We start from the raw sequence: 14637 nt of genomic DNA, 5'->3' as shown, positions 1-14637 counted from the left end.
ATTAGTACTATTACTAATGTGGGGCACACCGGGATTTTCTCTCACAGCTCAGAACCTAGTGCTTAACCCCAGCTTTGAGGAGTACGAGAGCCTGTTTTGCGGCATAGTCTCCAGCCAAGCAATGATGCCTGAAATCCTGAAGCACTGGACGCTGCCGACATTTGGTACTTCTGATGTCTTCAGCACACAGATTCCAACCAGTTGTGCCAACCACGCTACGTCAAGTACTTTTTGGCTCTCGAAGGGCTCTCAGATGCCCCGCACCGGCACCTCTATGGCAGGTTATATCCTATACGCACAGGAGTCTTCTGGTTCACATCCTAATGCCCGTGAATACCTGCAGGTGCCGCTCTCTGAGCCTTTGGTGCCTGGGCAGCGCTACTTCACCGGCATGTGGGTTTCCCTGGCCGACAGCTCCCGGGTAGCTATCAATAACCTGGGCATGTATTTCTCGGACACTTTTGTGAATGAGCCCACCAGTAGCGTTCTTCCCTTTGTGCCGCAGGTGAACGAAACAAGAGTTATAAAAAATAAGGAAGAGTGGGTACTGGTGCAGGGAGTGTTTGTGGCGCAGTCCCCGGCAAGGTACCTCATTATCGGCAACTTCTATGATGCGGCCTCCACCACAGCCGAAGTGGTAAGGGAGAAGGGGAATACCTTCTTTTATCGAGCTTATTATTTTGTAGATGATGTTTTCGTAGAGCCGCTGCCGGAACTGGTAGTGCCGAATATCTTCACACCAAACGGGGACGGCCTCAATGACTCGTTTCACATAAAGGGGCTCACTACAGATCTGTGGAAATTACAGGTCTATAACAGATGGGGGAAGCAGGTCTATCATTCGGATGGATACAGCAACGACTGGGACGGCTGGGGGCTGGTGGAAGGAGTATACTTTTATATGCTAGAGCATCCCTTCGCGAAGGATCGGTACAGAGGTACTGTTACGATTGTAAGGTAGCATTTTAACAAAAAAAATCTAACTCCACACCAAAGTAAAAGAGCCTCGAAATGAACACATTGTATAATTGCATATCGCAGTACCACCCTATTTCTTCAGGAGCATGGGAGGCTCTTTCCAAGGCATTAACGCGGGTTGAAATTCCAAGAAATTCGTTTTTGGTACGGGAAGGTATGATATGCAATAAGCTGTACTTCCTAGAGCGGGGTTGTTTGCGCGGTTATTATAATCTGGATGGGAAGGAAGTGACGTATTGGTTTGGCTTCGAAAACAATTTCATTACTTCTTTTTACAGTTTCATTTCCCGAAAGCCGGGTATAGAAAACATACAGGTCCTAGAAGACTCCACCATGTGGGGAATTAGCTCTGAAGCTCTACACCAGCTGTTCGATCAGCACCATGACTTGGAGCGCCTTGTGCGGATTATAAACGAGCAGTATTACATCAGACTGGAAGAGCGGTTGATGGCCATGCAGTTCAAGACGGCCCGGGAGCGGTATGAACAGCTCATGGAAACCTCGCCCCATATTCTGCAGCGAATCCCGCTCGGGCAAATTGCTTCCTACTTGGGTATAAGCCAGGAAACGCTGAGCAGGATTCGAAGTCAGGTTTGATAGACTTCCTTTTTTGACAATTGTCAAAAGAAAGTTTTAGGGGCTGCAATACCTTTGATTCATAACTTAACAAGAAAGAAAAATGAATCAGAAACCATCAAACGCATTTGTAGCAGCCTCTTGGGCTACCTTACTTACTGGTATTACGGCCTACCTCATCGGACTGTGGAACGCCTATATGCTGCTGAACGAAAAGGGCTATTATTTTGCCATCTTAATGTTTGGTTTATTCTCAGCTATCTCGCTTCAGAAAAGCGTGCGCGACCAACTGGAGGGTATACCAGTTACCAACATCTATTACGGACTTAGCTGGTTTTCTACCATGTTGGCGATCGTGCTGCTGACAGTGGGGCTTTGGAATGCAGACTTGCTCCTGAGCGAAAAAGGCTTCTACGGCATGTCGTTTTTACTAAGCCTTTTCGCTGCGATTGCGGTGCAGAAAAATACCCGTGACAGTTTAGGCAGAGAACTACCTGCAAAGCAAGATGCAGAGCTGTATTATTAAAACCGCTTTACAACAGACTCAACACGTATCGGCCTCCATTCTGGAATGACAGCATCTTTTCAATTGATTCTATGAAACCACACCTCTCACGCGAAATCATCTATAGCATCGCTAGGCACAGCAACTGGGGCGAGGAAGGTATAGCCGACTGGCTCCGAAAAGAGCAGGTATACGCCGGGCCGCAGGACTGGGTGAAGTTTGTCCGGCTGTTTCTGTTGGCGCTAGGGGGCAGCTTTCTGATCTCGGGCATTATATTCTTCTTCGCCTACAACTGGGCCGACATGCACAAGTTCGTGAAGTTGGGTATGATCGAGTTGCTGATACTGGCGGTGACGTTTGCGGCTGTGTTTACCAAACTCAGCGGCACGGTGAAGAATGTGCTACTTACGGCCAGCACCATGCTGGTCGGCGTGCTCTTTGCCGTGTTCGGCCAGATCTACCAGACCGGTGCCAATGCCTATGACTTTTTCTTGGGGTGGACGATGTGCGTGGTGCTGTGGGTTGTTGTGGCAAGGTTTCAACCGCTCTGGTTCATTTTCCTCGTGCTACTCAACACCACTTTCGTGCTCTATACCCAGCAGGTCGCCACACACTGGTCCTTTGCGGTGGTGATGGATATTCTGTTCATCCTTAATGCAGCGGCAGTTGTTATTTGGGAAGTCCTAGCGACTAAAGGGCGCGTAGGTATACAGCATCGCTGGTTCCCGCGCTTGGTGGGGCTGGCGGCAATCACCGTCATCACCATCAGCATGGTCTCAGCACTTTTCGAAAGTATAGATTACGACTACGGCTTGGCTTATCTGCTCGGCGTGGCTATGTATGGCGCAGGTATCGCCTACGGCCTAAAGGTGCGCGATATCTTTTATCTAACGGCCCTGCCCTTTAGCGGGATAGCGGTGGTGACGGCCATCCTAGTGCGGATCGGGGAGAACGTGCCGGAGATTATGCTGTTGCTGGCCACACTCTTTGTGGTGGGCAGCATTACCTTACTGATTCAGTATTTGGGCAAACTTAACCGACAGTGGCATGGCCGATAAAGAACCACTTCAACTCGAAACCCTGCTGCAGGAGATCGCGCAGGAGCAACCGGACTTCAGCTACGACGAAGCTGCCATCACCACGGAAGTAGCCCATTCGACTTCGCTGCTCAAGCGCTGGCCTGTTAAATTACTTACCATTTTGGGCGGCATGCTGGCCTTGTCTACCTTGCTAGGTTTCCTGATGACAGCCGGACTCTACAGCTCAGGTATAGGCATGCTTATTTTTGGCCTTGGTTTTCTGGTAGGGGCAGAGGCGCTTGTGCGTATCGAGAAGACATTTACGGCAGAGGCCATTGGCGTGTCGCTAAACATTGCCGGCTACGTGTTACTGGCAATCGGTACCGGAGTACTGTCCGAAAACACGACAGCTGTGGCAGTGGTCTTAGGTATAGCTTCAACGCTCGTTCTGGTCTTTTCCAAGAGCAGCCTCTTTGTGTTCATTTCGGTGCTGGTGCTCAACGGCAGTCTGCTGAGCCTGATTTTTATACACAAGATATACAACCTGTCGCATGCCCTGATCGTGGTGCTGGCAGGTATGCTCACCTTCATCAGTCTCTTCGAAGCAAAGCTGCTGGCCTTGTTGCGGCGCTTTGCGCTGGTTTTCGGGCCGGTTCGCATGGGGCTGATCTTCTCCCTAATCAACACGTTGGTGCTGTTTGTGCATCAGAAATTGCTCTCCACCAGCATTACCCATTTCTGGCTGTCGGGCTTGTTTTTGATCGGCTGTTTGCTGCTGTTGTTACACCGTGTGCTGCGCGAAAGTGGAGTGAAGGATCAGAAGACGCTGGCTATTTTCTATACCTGCTGCACGGTGGTGTTACTGCCGACTGTGCTGGCGCCGTCGGTGCCGGGCGCTTTGCTGGTGGTGCTATCCAGTTTTTACATCGGTCATAAAACAGGCTTTTGGGTGGGGCTGCTAGCGTTGGCCTACTTTCTAGTGCTCTACTATTATGACCTGAACATGACACTTTTGGCTAAGTCAGGGGTCTTGGTGCTCACGGGTGCCTTGTTTTTAGGTGGCCTATACCTGTTGAACCGTTATCTGCGAAGCCATGAAGCGTAACCTCAAAAGCATTGTCGTGCTGGTCAACCTAGTGGCGGTGCTGGCATTTTTTAACCTGTCGGTGGTGGAAAAGGAAGAGATCTTGGAAGAGGGCCAACTGGTGCTGCTCGAATTGGCCCCGGTAGATCCGCGCTCGCTGATGCAGGGCGACTACATGGTGCTCAGCTACGCCATTAGCCAGACGCAGGAACAGGAGAAGTTGCCCAATCGCGGCTATGCCGTCGTGCAGCTCGACTCCCAGAACGTTGCACAACTGGTGCGTTACCAAAGCGAAAAAGAACCGCTGCACCCTGACGAGATACTGCTCAGGTATAGCAAAGGAAACTGGTCGCTCAACCTAGGTGCAGAGTCTTACTTTTTTGAAGAAGGCCAAGCCGAGACTTTTGAAAAAGCGGAGTATGGTGGGCTTAGAGTAGATGACAAAGGCAACAGCGTACTGGTGGGATTGTATGACGAAGACAGAGAGTTAATTGTGCCGAAGCGGGAGCGGGTATCTCAGAAATAAGCCCTATCTTGACTATCATTTCAGAAGCCTATGGCAGCAACTCTACATAGCTATAATACAGGTCATTATTTCAGCACAAGCGCCCGGGCTTTTGGCTGGATCACAACTGTATTAGCGATAACCATGATTGTAAACGGCTCGGTAGCTGCCTATGTTTTTCTCCCGACTGCCCTTATCACACATTTTACGCACTATCGCACAGAGTTTGATCTGGAGCGCATGCGCTATCGGGAAGGAGTGCGCTTTGCAGGTATAACTATCGGTAAGATGCTACCGCTGCCCGGTATCGATTTCCTTTTTCTGAAGAAGAACAACTACAGGCAAGTCAGCGAGTCGAGGGGGTCGATGAGCACCTTTCAGTTTGTGAAATACGATGGCTACATCAAACTCTCGGATAACGTGAAACTGCACCTGCTGCAACGCAAAACACAAGAGCAGGCTATGCAAGAGATGCAACAGATAGCACAAGACCTGCAGGCAGAACTGCGCGACCTGTCCGAGATAAAAATTTAGTGATAGAAAGCATATGCGCATCGAAAAGCAGTTTGCAACAGGTATAGCACGTGGACTCGCTTACTATGCAGGCGGTTTTGCGCTGGTCTGGGTCACCTACCTACTTTTTGGCTGGGAGTACGCACACGCACCTGCGGCTCATCACTTGGTGGGGTTGTTGGTTTTGGTGATAGGCGCTGTGCTGCTGATCAGGCGGTTGATCGGTGTATTTGTAAAACCAAGCGATACGCATAACAAAGGAGCGCTCTTGGTCCATGCCATTGCCGTTGTCAGTTTCATTCTCTTCTTTAAACTGATTATCCTGAATGGGGCTATTAAGCGCGACACCGGCGAACCAATGGCCTCTGAAACATTTATAATTGACAAGCAAAAGAAAGCTTTGTTGCTACACAATGAAGTTGGCGATACCTTATTGTATCAGGCAGTCGACTCCTTTTATGCTGGAAGAAAATGAAAAGGGTCAGGTTATACACCTGACCCCTGTTTTCACAGCTTAGATAGGCACTAAAACTCTACCCGGTAATTCAGGATCGGCAGCATACCCACCATGTAGCGGGTGACCACTTCTTCTTTCATGCGGTCGTACTGCACGCCGAACACATTCTGGCGGTTGGTGAAGTTCTGGATGTCGAGCGACAGAATGTAGCTGGCCTTCGGTTTGTTTTTGCGGTAGCTCACCCGGATGTCGGAGCGGAAATAGTCAGGTGTCTGTATCCCGAAACGGTTGGCCACGTCGAGCACCTCATACTTCAGTTCTTTCGATTTTTCCAGATCAATCGGGGTATAGCGGTTGCCGCCGGCCCACATCACTTTTCCGTTCAGGCTAATCAAGTTTTGCTTGTTGCGGCCAACCTTAAATTCCTTGCCGGCTAGCAGGTTCACAATGTGGTTGCCGTTGAAGCGGGTGCTTCGCTCGATACCGTCGTTCACGGTATACTTAGAGTCGTAAAGCGATGAAGTGAGTAGGAAGTAGTAGTTGTTCGTGAAAAATTTCTCCAGTGTCATCTCCACGCCATAGTTGCGACCAGTACCTTCGTTCACCAAGGTCTCGCGGCTGATACTTCGCTCGTAGTTCAGGGCAGAGTAGGTGCCGTTTTCGGCAGCGCTCACCGGCACGTTGAAAAGGTGCTGGTAATAGGTCTCCACTTTCAGGCGGAGGTCTTCGCGCAGCATCTGGTCATAGCCCAGCACATAGTGCGCAGCGCGGGTAAAGCCCAGTTTGCGGTTGGGTTGGGTATAGCTGCCGTCCTCCTGTCGCTGCTGTGCAAAGTAGGAGGTCAGGGCGTCGTGGCGGCTGTGCAGACCAAAGGCGGCGCTAAAAGACTTGGCGGCGTTTACCTGATATCTCAAACCCATGCGTGGCTCTATTACGGTGTTGCCGTTTAAACCAAAGTACAGGCTGTGCAGGCCGGTGTTGAGTGTGAGTTGCTCGGTGAATCGGTACTTCCACTGCGCATAGGCCTGTGCCATTTGCGTGCTGCCGCGCTGGTTCACAAATTCGCCTTCTTCATACTCAATGTTGCGCCCGCCTGCATAGGAGTCGTAACCCAGTTGGCTCAGGATAAAGCCTGTGCGCAAGGTATGGCGGTTGTTAAACTTACGGTTGTAGAGCGACGAGAAACGGGTAGCCTGCTGCGCGAAATCATGTCGGTAAAAAGGGATAGCCGTGTAGTCTGCCTGTAGCGAGTCGACCCATACCTTGTTGCCACTCGTGGAGAAAGAGAGTGTGGACTCGATGTAGTCGTCTTTGCCCAAGAACAGGATGTGCGTGAGTCCCGAAGAAGCCATGCGCGCCTGAAAGCGGTCGTCGAAGCGGTCAAGGTAGCCTTCCCACTGCTCAGTGTCACGCTCTGCTTTCACATTCTGCTCGCTCAGTCCTCCCAATCCCCAGAAAGAGAAGTAGCCGGCTTTGGCCGTTGGCAGGTATAGCTTGAAGGAGAAATCTTGGAAAACCGGAACGGCATCACCCGAAATTTTTACGCCAATCTTATTGAGCATGGCGAGGGTAGAGTAGCGGTAGTTGGCTAGATAGGAGGCTTTGGAACCTGCCTTGAAAGGGCCTTCGGCGGCAAAGTCTACGCCCAGTATACCTGCCTGCAGCGCATACTCGCGTTTCTCATTGTTACCGTTGCGTAGACGGATGTCGAATATACCAGAAAGGGCGTTGCCATACTCGGCAGGAAAAGCGCCTGTGTTGAAGTCGGAGTTATCGAGCATGTTCACGCTCAGGATACTCACGGCACCACCGGCCGCACCTTCTTCTGCAAAGTGGCTCGGATTGGGCACTTCAATTCCTTCCACGCGCCAGAGCACACCACGCGGCGAGTTGCCCCGCACCACAATCTCGTTGCTCATGTCCTGACTGATGCCCACGCCGGCGTAGTTCTGGGCGGCACGGGCCGGGTCGTTTACACTAGCGGCGTAGCGCTTGGTTTCCTCCACCGAAATAGAGCGGGAAGAGATCATGGCCATCTCGTTGAGCGGATTTCCCTTACTTTGCTGCTCGGCGTTGATGACCACTTCTTGCAGTTTTTTGAAGGATTCGCTCAGGCCGATGTTTAGCACCAATTCCTTGCCAGAACCGAGCAGCAACTCGGGTAGCACCTGCTCTTCGTAGCCGAGGTAACTGATGCGCAGGGTATGGCGGCCCACTGGTACTTTGTCGAGGCGAAAGCTGCCGCTTACATCGGTGGTAGTACCCATCGGTGGGTCGGTGGTGAGGATGGCAACCGTGGCCCCAATGAGGGGTTCTTGAGACTCCTTGTCGATGATTTTGCCACGGATGGTTTGAGAAAGCTGCTGACCCAAGGCTGTGAGTGGGGCAGCGCAAAAAAGTAGCCAAAATAAGGCTGTGTAAGCGGTTAACGCTCTGTATTTCATGGTTTTATTTTGTGTGGGTGTGGTTGCGTGTACTTTTCAGGGCGCAAAGGTAGTGGAATTATTTTTAGATTCATCTCATGCGATCCAAAGTATATTCAAAAAAATAGATGAATTGTTTAATAAGGTCGATTAACGCCTAATTATACCCTGTAATACTGGCGCTACGTATTAAGAATATGCGACATCTAAAATTGTATATCACTGGATTTTGTCTAGTACTTTTAGTACCTGTTATAGCTCATGCACAAACACAAGAAACTTTGCGAATAGAAGAATACAAATGGAAAAACCGCGTGCTGTTGATCTTCGCACCTGATCAAAATAATGCACACTTAAGCGAGCAGAGTGGTGAAATAGGCAGAAACATGCAAGGTATGCGAGAGCGGGATTTGATGGTGCTGGAGCTCACTCCACTCGGTAAACATGCCGGACAACGAAAGGAATTACTAGCAAAATTCGATGTAGAAGACAGTGCCTATACCTTGATCTTGCTGGGAAAAGACGGCTTGGAGAAGTACCGCAGCCAGCAGCCTGTGCCCATGGAGGAGATATTCAAAATAATCGACCAAATGCCCATGCGGCGGCAGGAAATGCGTAAACAAGAATAAAAGACATCTATACTATGTAGCCCCATGACATTTGAGCGCCAAGCCCTTCATCAAGATAATAGACCATCGTTGGTTGCCAATGTGCGTGACCAGCTCACAGCCTTTATCCAGTCCTTCACCATGGTGCTTTATGTGGCCATGGGACTGGCGGTGGTGGGCGTGGTCATGAAGTTTTTCGGCATCACGGGGGGCAGCTTTGTGTTTGTGTTTTCGATGGCCGTACTTTTGCTGCTCTTCTTGGTGCAGGTGGGGCTGTCCTTTTTCTACATTATCTCCAATATTTGGCTGGCCCTGCTGGGCGCTATCAGTAGCCTCTCGCTGGTGATGAGTTTTGTGGCGCTTATTTTCCGCTACCAAAACTGGTATGGCTGGCAACTTGTCTTTTTTGTGGCGCTGCCCATGTATATTCTGGTGGGGGTACTCCTGTTCCTATACCTCAGGCGCTACCGAAAACTGCACGAGCCCCTCCGCGATTTCTTCTACCGCAACCTAGTCGTGCCCTTCGCTTTTCTGTTCGTGCTGGGTTTGGTCGCTTTCCTATTCAGGACAGAGAGGTTTAATAAAGAGGATGACCCGGTGCTGCAAGAGTCGCCTATACCTGCCGAAAGAGCTGATGCAGAGGATACGACGGGTCTGTGGCGCGGCTATTAATCACAACGCTGTTCCGTCATTTGCAATTGCTCCACCGGAAAACCCTTGGTGTTGGCCAACTGCTCTAATCTGGCATAAGTAGCATCATCCATGGTCGGGGCGCGGGAAAGAAACCAGAGGCTTTCGCGATCGGGTGAACCTACCATCACGTAGCGGTAATCCGGGTCGAGTTCCAGAATCCAGTAGTCGCCTTTAAAGGGCCAGAAAAACTGCACCTTGAGCTTGCTGTTGTTACTCCCCTCCACCGGAAAAGCCTTTCCGCTCACATCGCTTATTTTGCCTTCTTTCAGGCAGGAGTTATATACCTCCACATAACCCTCTTTGGCGTTGAGTTTATACTCGGCCGTGGTGCATTGGCAGCCTTTGGTGAAGCGCTGCGGGATGGAGGCGATCTCGTACCACTTGCCCATGTAGCGTTCCAGATCCACGGTCGGCACTGTCTCAAGTGGGGCATTCGTGCTGCTGCAACTGCTGATGATAAAAGCGCCGAACAACACCGCGCCTGCAGTTAGTACAAGTTTTTTCTTTTTCGTGAAAGCCATTTTTGCAACGTGTTACAGTTGCTTGGCCATTTTGTAGTGCTGAATGGAGCCAAACAACAGGTATGTTTTTTCTACTACTTCATACCCATTGCGGCGGTAAAAGTTTACGGCATTCTCGCGGGCCTGCAAGGTCATGGAGGTAGCGCCTAACTTGCGGGCGCGGTCTTCGAGGTAGCTGATCAATTGGTCGCCAAGGCGCTTGCCCTGTTTGTCGGCCCGTACCCCCATAAACCGGATCTGCCCTTCCTGTGGTGTGTTCAGGTGCAGGCGGCATACGCCAAGTGCTTCGTTGTTGTCGTCTACCAGCATGGCGTGGATGGCCTGCTCATCGTCTTCGGCACGCTCACTGCCTTCAGGCTGGTCCCAAGGCTTGCGCAGGGTATCGTAACGCAATTGGTAGTACTGTTTGAATTGTTCCGGAGTAGCGGGTTCTATGACTTGCATTTAAGTTATTAATTGCTGGTTGGTGACTGTTAAATAGGGTAGCATGAAAACACACCCCTGCCCCTCTGAAGAGGAGATTTTGAGTGCATCGTTTGAGACAGATTGCCAATAAAAATCTGTAGGCGCTTCAGCGAGGCAATTTAGTAACCAGTCACCAGCAATTATCAATCAACAAGCAACAATTTACTGATGAACAATCAACTATTTAACAATTCAACTATTCAGCGAATCCAACAAAAACAACCAACAATTAGCAATCAACGATTCAATAAATAACTTTGCAGGTTATAAATCGTGTAAACCTTATCATTAAACCTAACCCGACAAACTATGGCATCTTTCGATATCGTCAGCAAAGTAGATCCGCAGATTATGGACAATGCGGTGAATGTGGCCCGCAAGGAGATTATGAACCGCTATGACTTCCGCGACACCAAAGGCTCGCTGGAGTTCGACAAGAAAAATAACGAAGTGAAAATCTCCATGGAGAACGACATGCGCCTGCAGCACACCGAGGACGTGCTCATCGGCAAAATGGTGAAACAGGGTCTTGACGCTACCGCCCTCGACTTCTCCAAAGAGGCTTATGCTTCTGGTGCGATGGTGAAAAAAGACATTAAAGTGAAAGCTGGCATAGACAAGGAGACTTCCAAAAAAATCATGAAGCTGATCAAAGACAGCAAGATGAAAGTGTCAGCTGCCATGATGGATGAAACCATCCGGGTGACTGCCAAAAAAATCGATGATCTGCAGCAAGTGATCGCTCTTTTGCGTACAAACGCCGAAGAAATAGGCATGCCCCTTCAGTACGTCAATATGAAGTCGTAATGCCCTCACCTAACTCACCTTATACCTTATGCTTGATATATTCGCTAATCCAGATACTTGGATAAGTTTGCTGACGCTGACCTTTATGGAGGTCGTGCTCGGCATCGACAACATCGTATTCATCTCTATTATTGTAAGCCGGCTACCCAAAGAGCAACAGGCTAAAGGGCGCAACATCGGCATAACACTCGCGCTGGTTTTCCGCATTATCCTACTGATGTTCATCGCTTGGATAGTGAGTGCCAGTGACCCGATTTTCTCTATCAACCTGCCGTTGACCGAGGAGGACTTCCCGGTATCGTGGCGCGATATCATTCTGTTTGCCGGAGGTCTATTCTTGCTGGCTAAATCTGTAACCGAGATACACAATAAGCTCGAGGGCGAAGAAGAGGGGCACAATGCAGGGAAAGGTACTATGACGATGAGCAAAGTGCTCGTGCAAATTATCCTTATCGACATCGTGTTCTCATTCGACTCCATCCTGACGGCAGTTGGTTTGGCACAGGAGATTATTGTGATGGTTATTGCTGTGATTATTGCCATGGGAATTATGCTGATCTTCGCAAAGTACGTGAGCGACTTTGTGAACAAGCACCCTACCGTGAAAATGCTGGCGCTTTCCTTCTTGCTCCTCATCGGCTTTATGCTGGTGGTGGAGGCGTTGCACCAGCACATCCCGAAAGGTTACATCTACTTCGCGATGTTCTTCTCGCTCATGGTGGAAATGCTCAACCTGAAACTGCGCAAGAAAACCGACCCAGTGCACCTTCGCCAGAACGAAGTGCTGCCCGAGGGTGACCCTTCTCGCTAAATCAACTTATTAATTTCTATGCAAAAGCCCCGGCAGGTACACCTGCCGGGGCTTTTGTTTTGCTAGCCTATAGGTTTTGCCGCACTTTGCTAAAAAGTAATCATGATGTTTCAATGTTATTTGAAATGGACCTATATAACTAGTTTTTCTCGCCTGAACTTTTAGAGAAAATAGGCAAAAGGAAAATAGATATAGGAATTTACTATATTACCCTACAGAATCACGCTAGCCCCTGCCATGTCCAATCGTCCTTATGTCATAGCCCTGTTTTTGCTGGTAGCCCTTGTGGGCCTGAGTATGTACAGCATTAGTTTGATGAGCCCTCCCGAGGCCCTGCCAGCCGATGCGCCCGACACGGAATTTTCAGCGGAACGGGCCATGGCGCATGTGCGAAAAGTGGCTAACCATCCCCACGCGATGGGCACACCGGGCCATGCGGAAGCGCGGCGGTATTTGCTGAAACAGATGGAGATACTCGGGCTACAGCCCGAGGTACAGGAAGCGGTAGTCGTGAACCCGGTGGGTGATGCCAGCAACGTGGGCTATGTCTATAACCTGTTGGGACGACTCAAAGGCGCACAGCCGGGCGGAAAGGCCGTGCTGGTGATGGCGCACTACGACTCGCAACCCAACACCCCCGGTGCCGGCGATGATGCCGCAGGTATAGCCGCCATGCTCGAAACGGCCCGTGCCCTGCAGATGGGCGAGCCGCTGCAGCACGACGTTATTTTTCTGATGACCGACGGCGAGGAGTATGGCCTGTATGGGGCTAAGGCTTTTCTGAAACACCCGTGGGCGCAGGAGGTGGGTGTGGTCGTGAATGTGGAGGCGCGCGGCAACGCTGGACCGAGCATGACCTTCGAGATAAGCCCCGAAAACGGCTGGATTGTGGAGCAATTTGCGGAGGCAGCTCCATACCCTTTTGCCAGCTCCATGATGTACGAGGTATACCGCAACCTGCCCAACAATACCGACTTTACTGTGTTCCGCGATGCCGGGTATATGGGTGTGAACTCGGCCTTTATTGACGGCTTTGTGCACTACCACAAAATGACCGACTCGCCCGAGAACTTGGACCGCAACAGCCTGCAGCACCACGGCAGCAACATGCTGGGGCTGGTGCGGCATCTGGGCAATGTATCACTCGACAACACCAAGGCGCAGGACAAGATTTTCTTCAATCCGGCAGGCAGTTGGCTGGTGCAGTACCCGACCGGCATGAACATCCTTTGGGCGGGGCTTACCACTGTGCTCCTGCTGGCCAGTATCGTGATGGGCTTGCGCAAGAAAGCCTTCTCCGCGCTGCAGCTGCTCGGTGGTTTCATGGGCTTTTTACTGGTGGCAGCTATAATCTCAGGCCTGTTCTTTCCGCTCAACAACTTTGTGAAAGGCATGCTGCCTTACAGCCATGAGATGAACGGAGTATACGGCGATGGCCATTTTTTTATGGGCTACCTGTTGCTGGCGCTCGGCTTATTTCTTTTGCTTTGTTGGCTTTTGTTGCGCTGGATGTCGGTGTTTGCGCTGGCTGTGGGTGTCTGCCTGCACTGGTTTTTGCTGATGGCTGTCGCGTTTGTACTGGTGCCGGCGGCAGCCTACCTGTTCATGTTTCCGCTGCTTTTCTGTCTGGTGGCTTTGCTTTTTATTTTCCTCAAAGAGCTGCACCACCAACCTGTTGGTTGGGCATATGTGCTGGTTTTGCTGGCAGGTATAGTGCCCGCCATTTTTATGCTGATGCCGCTTGTCCGTTTTCTCTTCGTGGTGTTCGCGTTGCAGATGCCGGTGGCGATGGTGGGGATGCTGCTGTTGCTTGCCGGACTGGCCATACCTGTACTGATCGTAGTGGAGCGCAGCTTTGGTTGGCGCGCACTGCCGCTCTTGCCGGGCCTCTTGCTTTTTGTGGGCGGCATACAGCTGTTCCGGGCTATTGAGGCGGAAAAGCCAAGCGAAACACAGCCGCTGCACAGCCACGTGAGCTACTACCTCAACGCCGACGACAGCGTGGCGGTATGGGCCTCGGCCTACGAGCGCACCGACGACTGGAACAAACAATTTTTCCCGAAGCCAAGCACAGGGGCCCTTACCGAAATATACCCCATGGCAGCACGGCAGTATCTGAAAAACGAGGCAGCCCTTCTACCTGTGGAAGTGCCTGTCGCCCGACTTGTAAACGAAGGTATAGCGCCCGGCGAGCGGATACTGACCCTGCGCCTGCATTCACCGAGAGGGGCAGCCCATCTGGACATGGTGCTACAGCCAACAGAGGAAGGCGGTATGTTGGGCGCTACCCTTAATGGGGAACAACTCGCATTGGGTCCTATGAAAACAGCGCAAGGACCGGTATACTTTGCCAAAGTGCATGGGTTGCCTGACTCCAAGGAGGTAGAGTTAGAGGTGCGGCTGAAACAGAGTAGTGGCCTGCAGCTATACCTGTATGATGTGAGCATCGGCCTGCCACAGCAACTCATCAGCGAGCCCATGCCTGCCCATGTGGTGCCGGAGCAAGGCCGCGAAAGCAACCTTACGCTGGTGCGCAAGTCCTATCGCTTTTAAATCTTTTTGCAACGGACAAAGGCATTGCTGCACTTTTAAATGTTTTTACAGGTATGGCATAACTTGTGGGGTGGGGTGTACGGTATAGCTATCTACGAACACCTTACGCGCCCTTGCCT

General features: G+C 50.9%; 16 protein-coding genes. 13 read left to right on the top strand and 3 right to left on the bottom strand.

Translation table 11 applies throughout. The features are described 5' to 3' along the window. The first annotated feature begins 121 nt into the window (after nucleotides 1-121). From Q1A04_RS11190 to Q1A04_RS11155, 8 genes are all read left to right on the top strand, one after another. Nucleotides 122-961 (top strand): gliding motility-associated C-terminal domain-containing protein, encoded by an 840-nt coding sequence (locus Q1A04_RS11190; protein ID WP_299705485.1) that lies wholly within the window; start codon nucleotides 122-124, stop codon nucleotides 959-961. 50 nt (nucleotides 962-1011) lie between these two features. Then, nucleotides 1012-1575, top strand: a complete 564-nt coding sequence (locus Q1A04_RS11185) for a Crp/Fnr family transcriptional regulator (protein ID WP_299705482.1) — start codon at nucleotides 1012-1014, stop codon at nucleotides 1573-1575. A gap of 82 nt (nucleotides 1576-1657) precedes the next feature. Continuing rightward, the gene (gene yiaA / locus Q1A04_RS11180; RefSeq protein WP_299705479.1) at nucleotides 1658-2080 is read left to right on the top strand and encodes an inner membrane protein YiaA; all 423 of its coding nucleotides are present in this window, start codon (nucleotides 1658-1660) and stop codon (nucleotides 2078-2080) included. Between the two features lie 71 nt (nucleotides 2081-2151). Then, on the top strand, nucleotides 2152-3117 hold the full coding sequence (locus Q1A04_RS11175) for a DUF2157 domain-containing protein (protein WP_299705477.1): 966 nt from the start codon (nucleotides 2152-2154) through the stop codon (nucleotides 3115-3117). Next, nucleotides 3107-4183, top strand: coding sequence for a DUF4401 domain-containing protein (locus Q1A04_RS11170; RefSeq protein ID WP_299705474.1), 1077 nt, complete (start codon nucleotides 3107-3109; stop codon nucleotides 4181-4183). The genes Q1A04_RS11175 and Q1A04_RS11170 overlap by 11 nt, the downstream gene beginning before the upstream one ends. Beyond that, nucleotides 4173-4688, top strand: a complete 516-nt coding sequence (locus Q1A04_RS11165) for a GDYXXLXY domain-containing protein (RefSeq protein ID WP_299705471.1) — start codon at nucleotides 4173-4175, stop codon at nucleotides 4686-4688. The genes Q1A04_RS11170 and Q1A04_RS11165 overlap by 11 nt, the downstream gene beginning before the upstream one ends. A 30-nt stretch (nucleotides 4689-4718) precedes the next feature. After that, nucleotides 4719-5201 carry a hypothetical protein gene (locus Q1A04_RS11160; protein WP_299705468.1) on the top strand — a complete coding sequence of 161 codons (483 nt, stop codon included), beginning with the start codon at nucleotides 4719-4721 and terminating at the stop codon, nucleotides 5199-5201. Nucleotides 5202-5214: 13 nt separating this feature from the next. Next, nucleotides 5215-5655, top strand: coding sequence for a hypothetical protein (locus Q1A04_RS11155; protein ID WP_299705465.1), 441 nt, complete (start codon nucleotides 5215-5217; stop codon nucleotides 5653-5655). Between the two features lie 50 nt (nucleotides 5656-5705). Here Q1A04_RS11155 and Q1A04_RS11150 read toward each other — a convergent pair whose 3' ends face one another. Then, a complete protein-coding gene (locus tag Q1A04_RS11150) occupies nucleotides 5706-8081 on the bottom strand; it encodes a TonB-dependent receptor (RefSeq protein WP_299705462.1) in 2376 nt (791 codons plus the stop codon). A 260-nt stretch (nucleotides 8082-8341) separates the two neighbouring features. On the opposite strand from Q1A04_RS11150, the gene Q1A04_RS11145 reads away from it, so the two are divergent. Continuing rightward, nucleotides 8342-8689 carry a DUF4174 domain-containing protein gene (locus Q1A04_RS11145; protein WP_299705459.1) on the top strand — a complete coding sequence of 116 codons (348 nt, stop codon included), beginning with the start codon at nucleotides 8342-8344 and terminating at the stop codon, nucleotides 8687-8689. A 24-nt stretch (nucleotides 8690-8713) separates the two neighbouring features. Beyond that, the gene (locus Q1A04_RS11140; protein WP_299705456.1) at nucleotides 8714-9340 is read left to right on the top strand and encodes a hypothetical protein; all 627 of its coding nucleotides are present in this window, start codon (nucleotides 8714-8716) and stop codon (nucleotides 9338-9340) included. Here the strand turns inward: Q1A04_RS11140 and Q1A04_RS11135 are convergent. Next, nucleotides 9337-9882: a lipocalin family protein gene (locus tag Q1A04_RS11135; protein ID WP_299705453.1), complete on the bottom strand. Its 546-nt coding sequence runs from the start codon at nucleotides 9880-9882 to the stop codon at nucleotides 9337-9339. The genes Q1A04_RS11140 and Q1A04_RS11135 overlap by 4 nt on opposite strands. Before the next feature lie 12 nt (nucleotides 9883-9894). Next, nucleotides 9895-10326, bottom strand: coding sequence for a GNAT family N-acetyltransferase (locus Q1A04_RS11130; protein WP_299705450.1), 432 nt, complete (start codon nucleotides 10324-10326; stop codon nucleotides 9895-9897). 330 nt (nucleotides 10327-10656) lie between these two features. On the opposite strand from Q1A04_RS11130, the gene Q1A04_RS11125 reads away from it, so the two are divergent. The 3 genes from Q1A04_RS11125 (at nucleotide 10657) to Q1A04_RS11115 (ending at nucleotide 14518) form a co-directional block, all read left to right on the top strand. Further along, on the top strand, nucleotides 10657-11154 hold the full coding sequence (locus Q1A04_RS11125; protein ID WP_299705448.1) for a YajQ family cyclic di-GMP-binding protein: 498 nt from the start codon (nucleotides 10657-10659) through the stop codon (nucleotides 11152-11154). 28 nt (nucleotides 11155-11182) lie between these two features. After that, the gene (locus tag Q1A04_RS11120) at nucleotides 11183-11965 is read left to right on the top strand and encodes a TerC family protein (RefSeq protein ID WP_299705446.1); all 783 of its coding nucleotides are present in this window, start codon (nucleotides 11183-11185) and stop codon (nucleotides 11963-11965) included. A 237-nt stretch (nucleotides 11966-12202) separates the two neighbouring features. Beyond that, nucleotides 12203-14518: a M20/M25/M40 family metallo-hydrolase gene (locus Q1A04_RS11115; protein WP_299705444.1), complete on the top strand. Its 2316-nt coding sequence runs from the start codon at nucleotides 12203-12205 to the stop codon at nucleotides 14516-14518. Nucleotides 14519-14637: the final 119 nt, after the last annotated feature.

It is taken from the genome of uncultured Pontibacter sp. (assembly GCF_947499215.1).
Classification (GTDB): Bacteria; Bacteroidota; Bacteroidia; order Cytophagales; family Hymenobacteraceae; genus Pontibacter.
Note: the sequence above shows the minus strand (reverse complement) of the source record. Positions and strands in the feature narration are given on the sequence as shown.

Coding starts and splice junctions, on each gene's coding strand:
- yiaA (WP_299705479.1), top strand. CDS start 1,658: ATGAATCAGAAACCATCAAACGCATTTGTAGCAGCCTCTTGGGCTACC.
- Q1A04_RS11140 (WP_299705456.1), top strand. CDS start 8,714: ATGACATTTGAGCGCCAAGCCCTTCATCAAGATAATAGACCATCGTTG.
- Q1A04_RS11120 (WP_299705446.1), top strand. CDS start 11,183: ATGCTTGATATATTCGCTAATCCAGATACTTGGATAAGTTTGCTGACG.
- Q1A04_RS11125 (WP_299705448.1), top strand. CDS start 10,657: ATGGCATCTTTCGATATCGTCAGCAAAGTAGATCCGCAGATTATGGAC.
- Q1A04_RS11170 (WP_299705474.1), top strand. CDS start 3,107: ATGGCCGATAAAGAACCACTTCAACTCGAAACCCTGCTGCAGGAGATC.
- Q1A04_RS11130 (WP_299705450.1), bottom strand. CDS start 10,326: ATGCAAGTCATAGAACCCGCTACTCCGGAACAATTCAAACAGTACTAC.
- Q1A04_RS11155 (WP_299705465.1), top strand. CDS start 5,215: ATGCGCATCGAAAAGCAGTTTGCAACAGGTATAGCACGTGGACTCGCT.
- Q1A04_RS11115 (WP_299705444.1), top strand. CDS start 12,203: ATGTCCAATCGTCCTTATGTCATAGCCCTGTTTTTGCTGGTAGCCCTT.
- Q1A04_RS11175 (WP_299705477.1), top strand. CDS start 2,152: ATGAAACCACACCTCTCACGCGAAATCATCTATAGCATCGCTAGGCAC.
- Q1A04_RS11150 (WP_299705462.1), bottom strand. CDS start 8,081: ATGAAATACAGAGCGTTAACCGCTTACACAGCCTTATTTTGGCTACTT.
- Q1A04_RS11160 (WP_299705468.1), top strand. CDS start 4,719: ATGGCAGCAACTCTACATAGCTATAATACAGGTCATTATTTCAGCACA.
- Q1A04_RS11190 (WP_299705485.1), top strand. CDS start 122: ATGATGCCTGAAATCCTGAAGCACTGGACGCTGCCGACATTTGGTACT.
- Q1A04_RS11165 (WP_299705471.1), top strand. CDS start 4,173: ATGAAGCGTAACCTCAAAAGCATTGTCGTGCTGGTCAACCTAGTGGCG.
- Q1A04_RS11185 (WP_299705482.1), top strand. CDS start 1,012: ATGAACACATTGTATAATTGCATATCGCAGTACCACCCTATTTCTTCA.
- Q1A04_RS11135 (WP_299705453.1), bottom strand. CDS start 9,882: ATGGCTTTCACGAAAAAGAAAAAACTTGTACTAACTGCAGGCGCGGTG.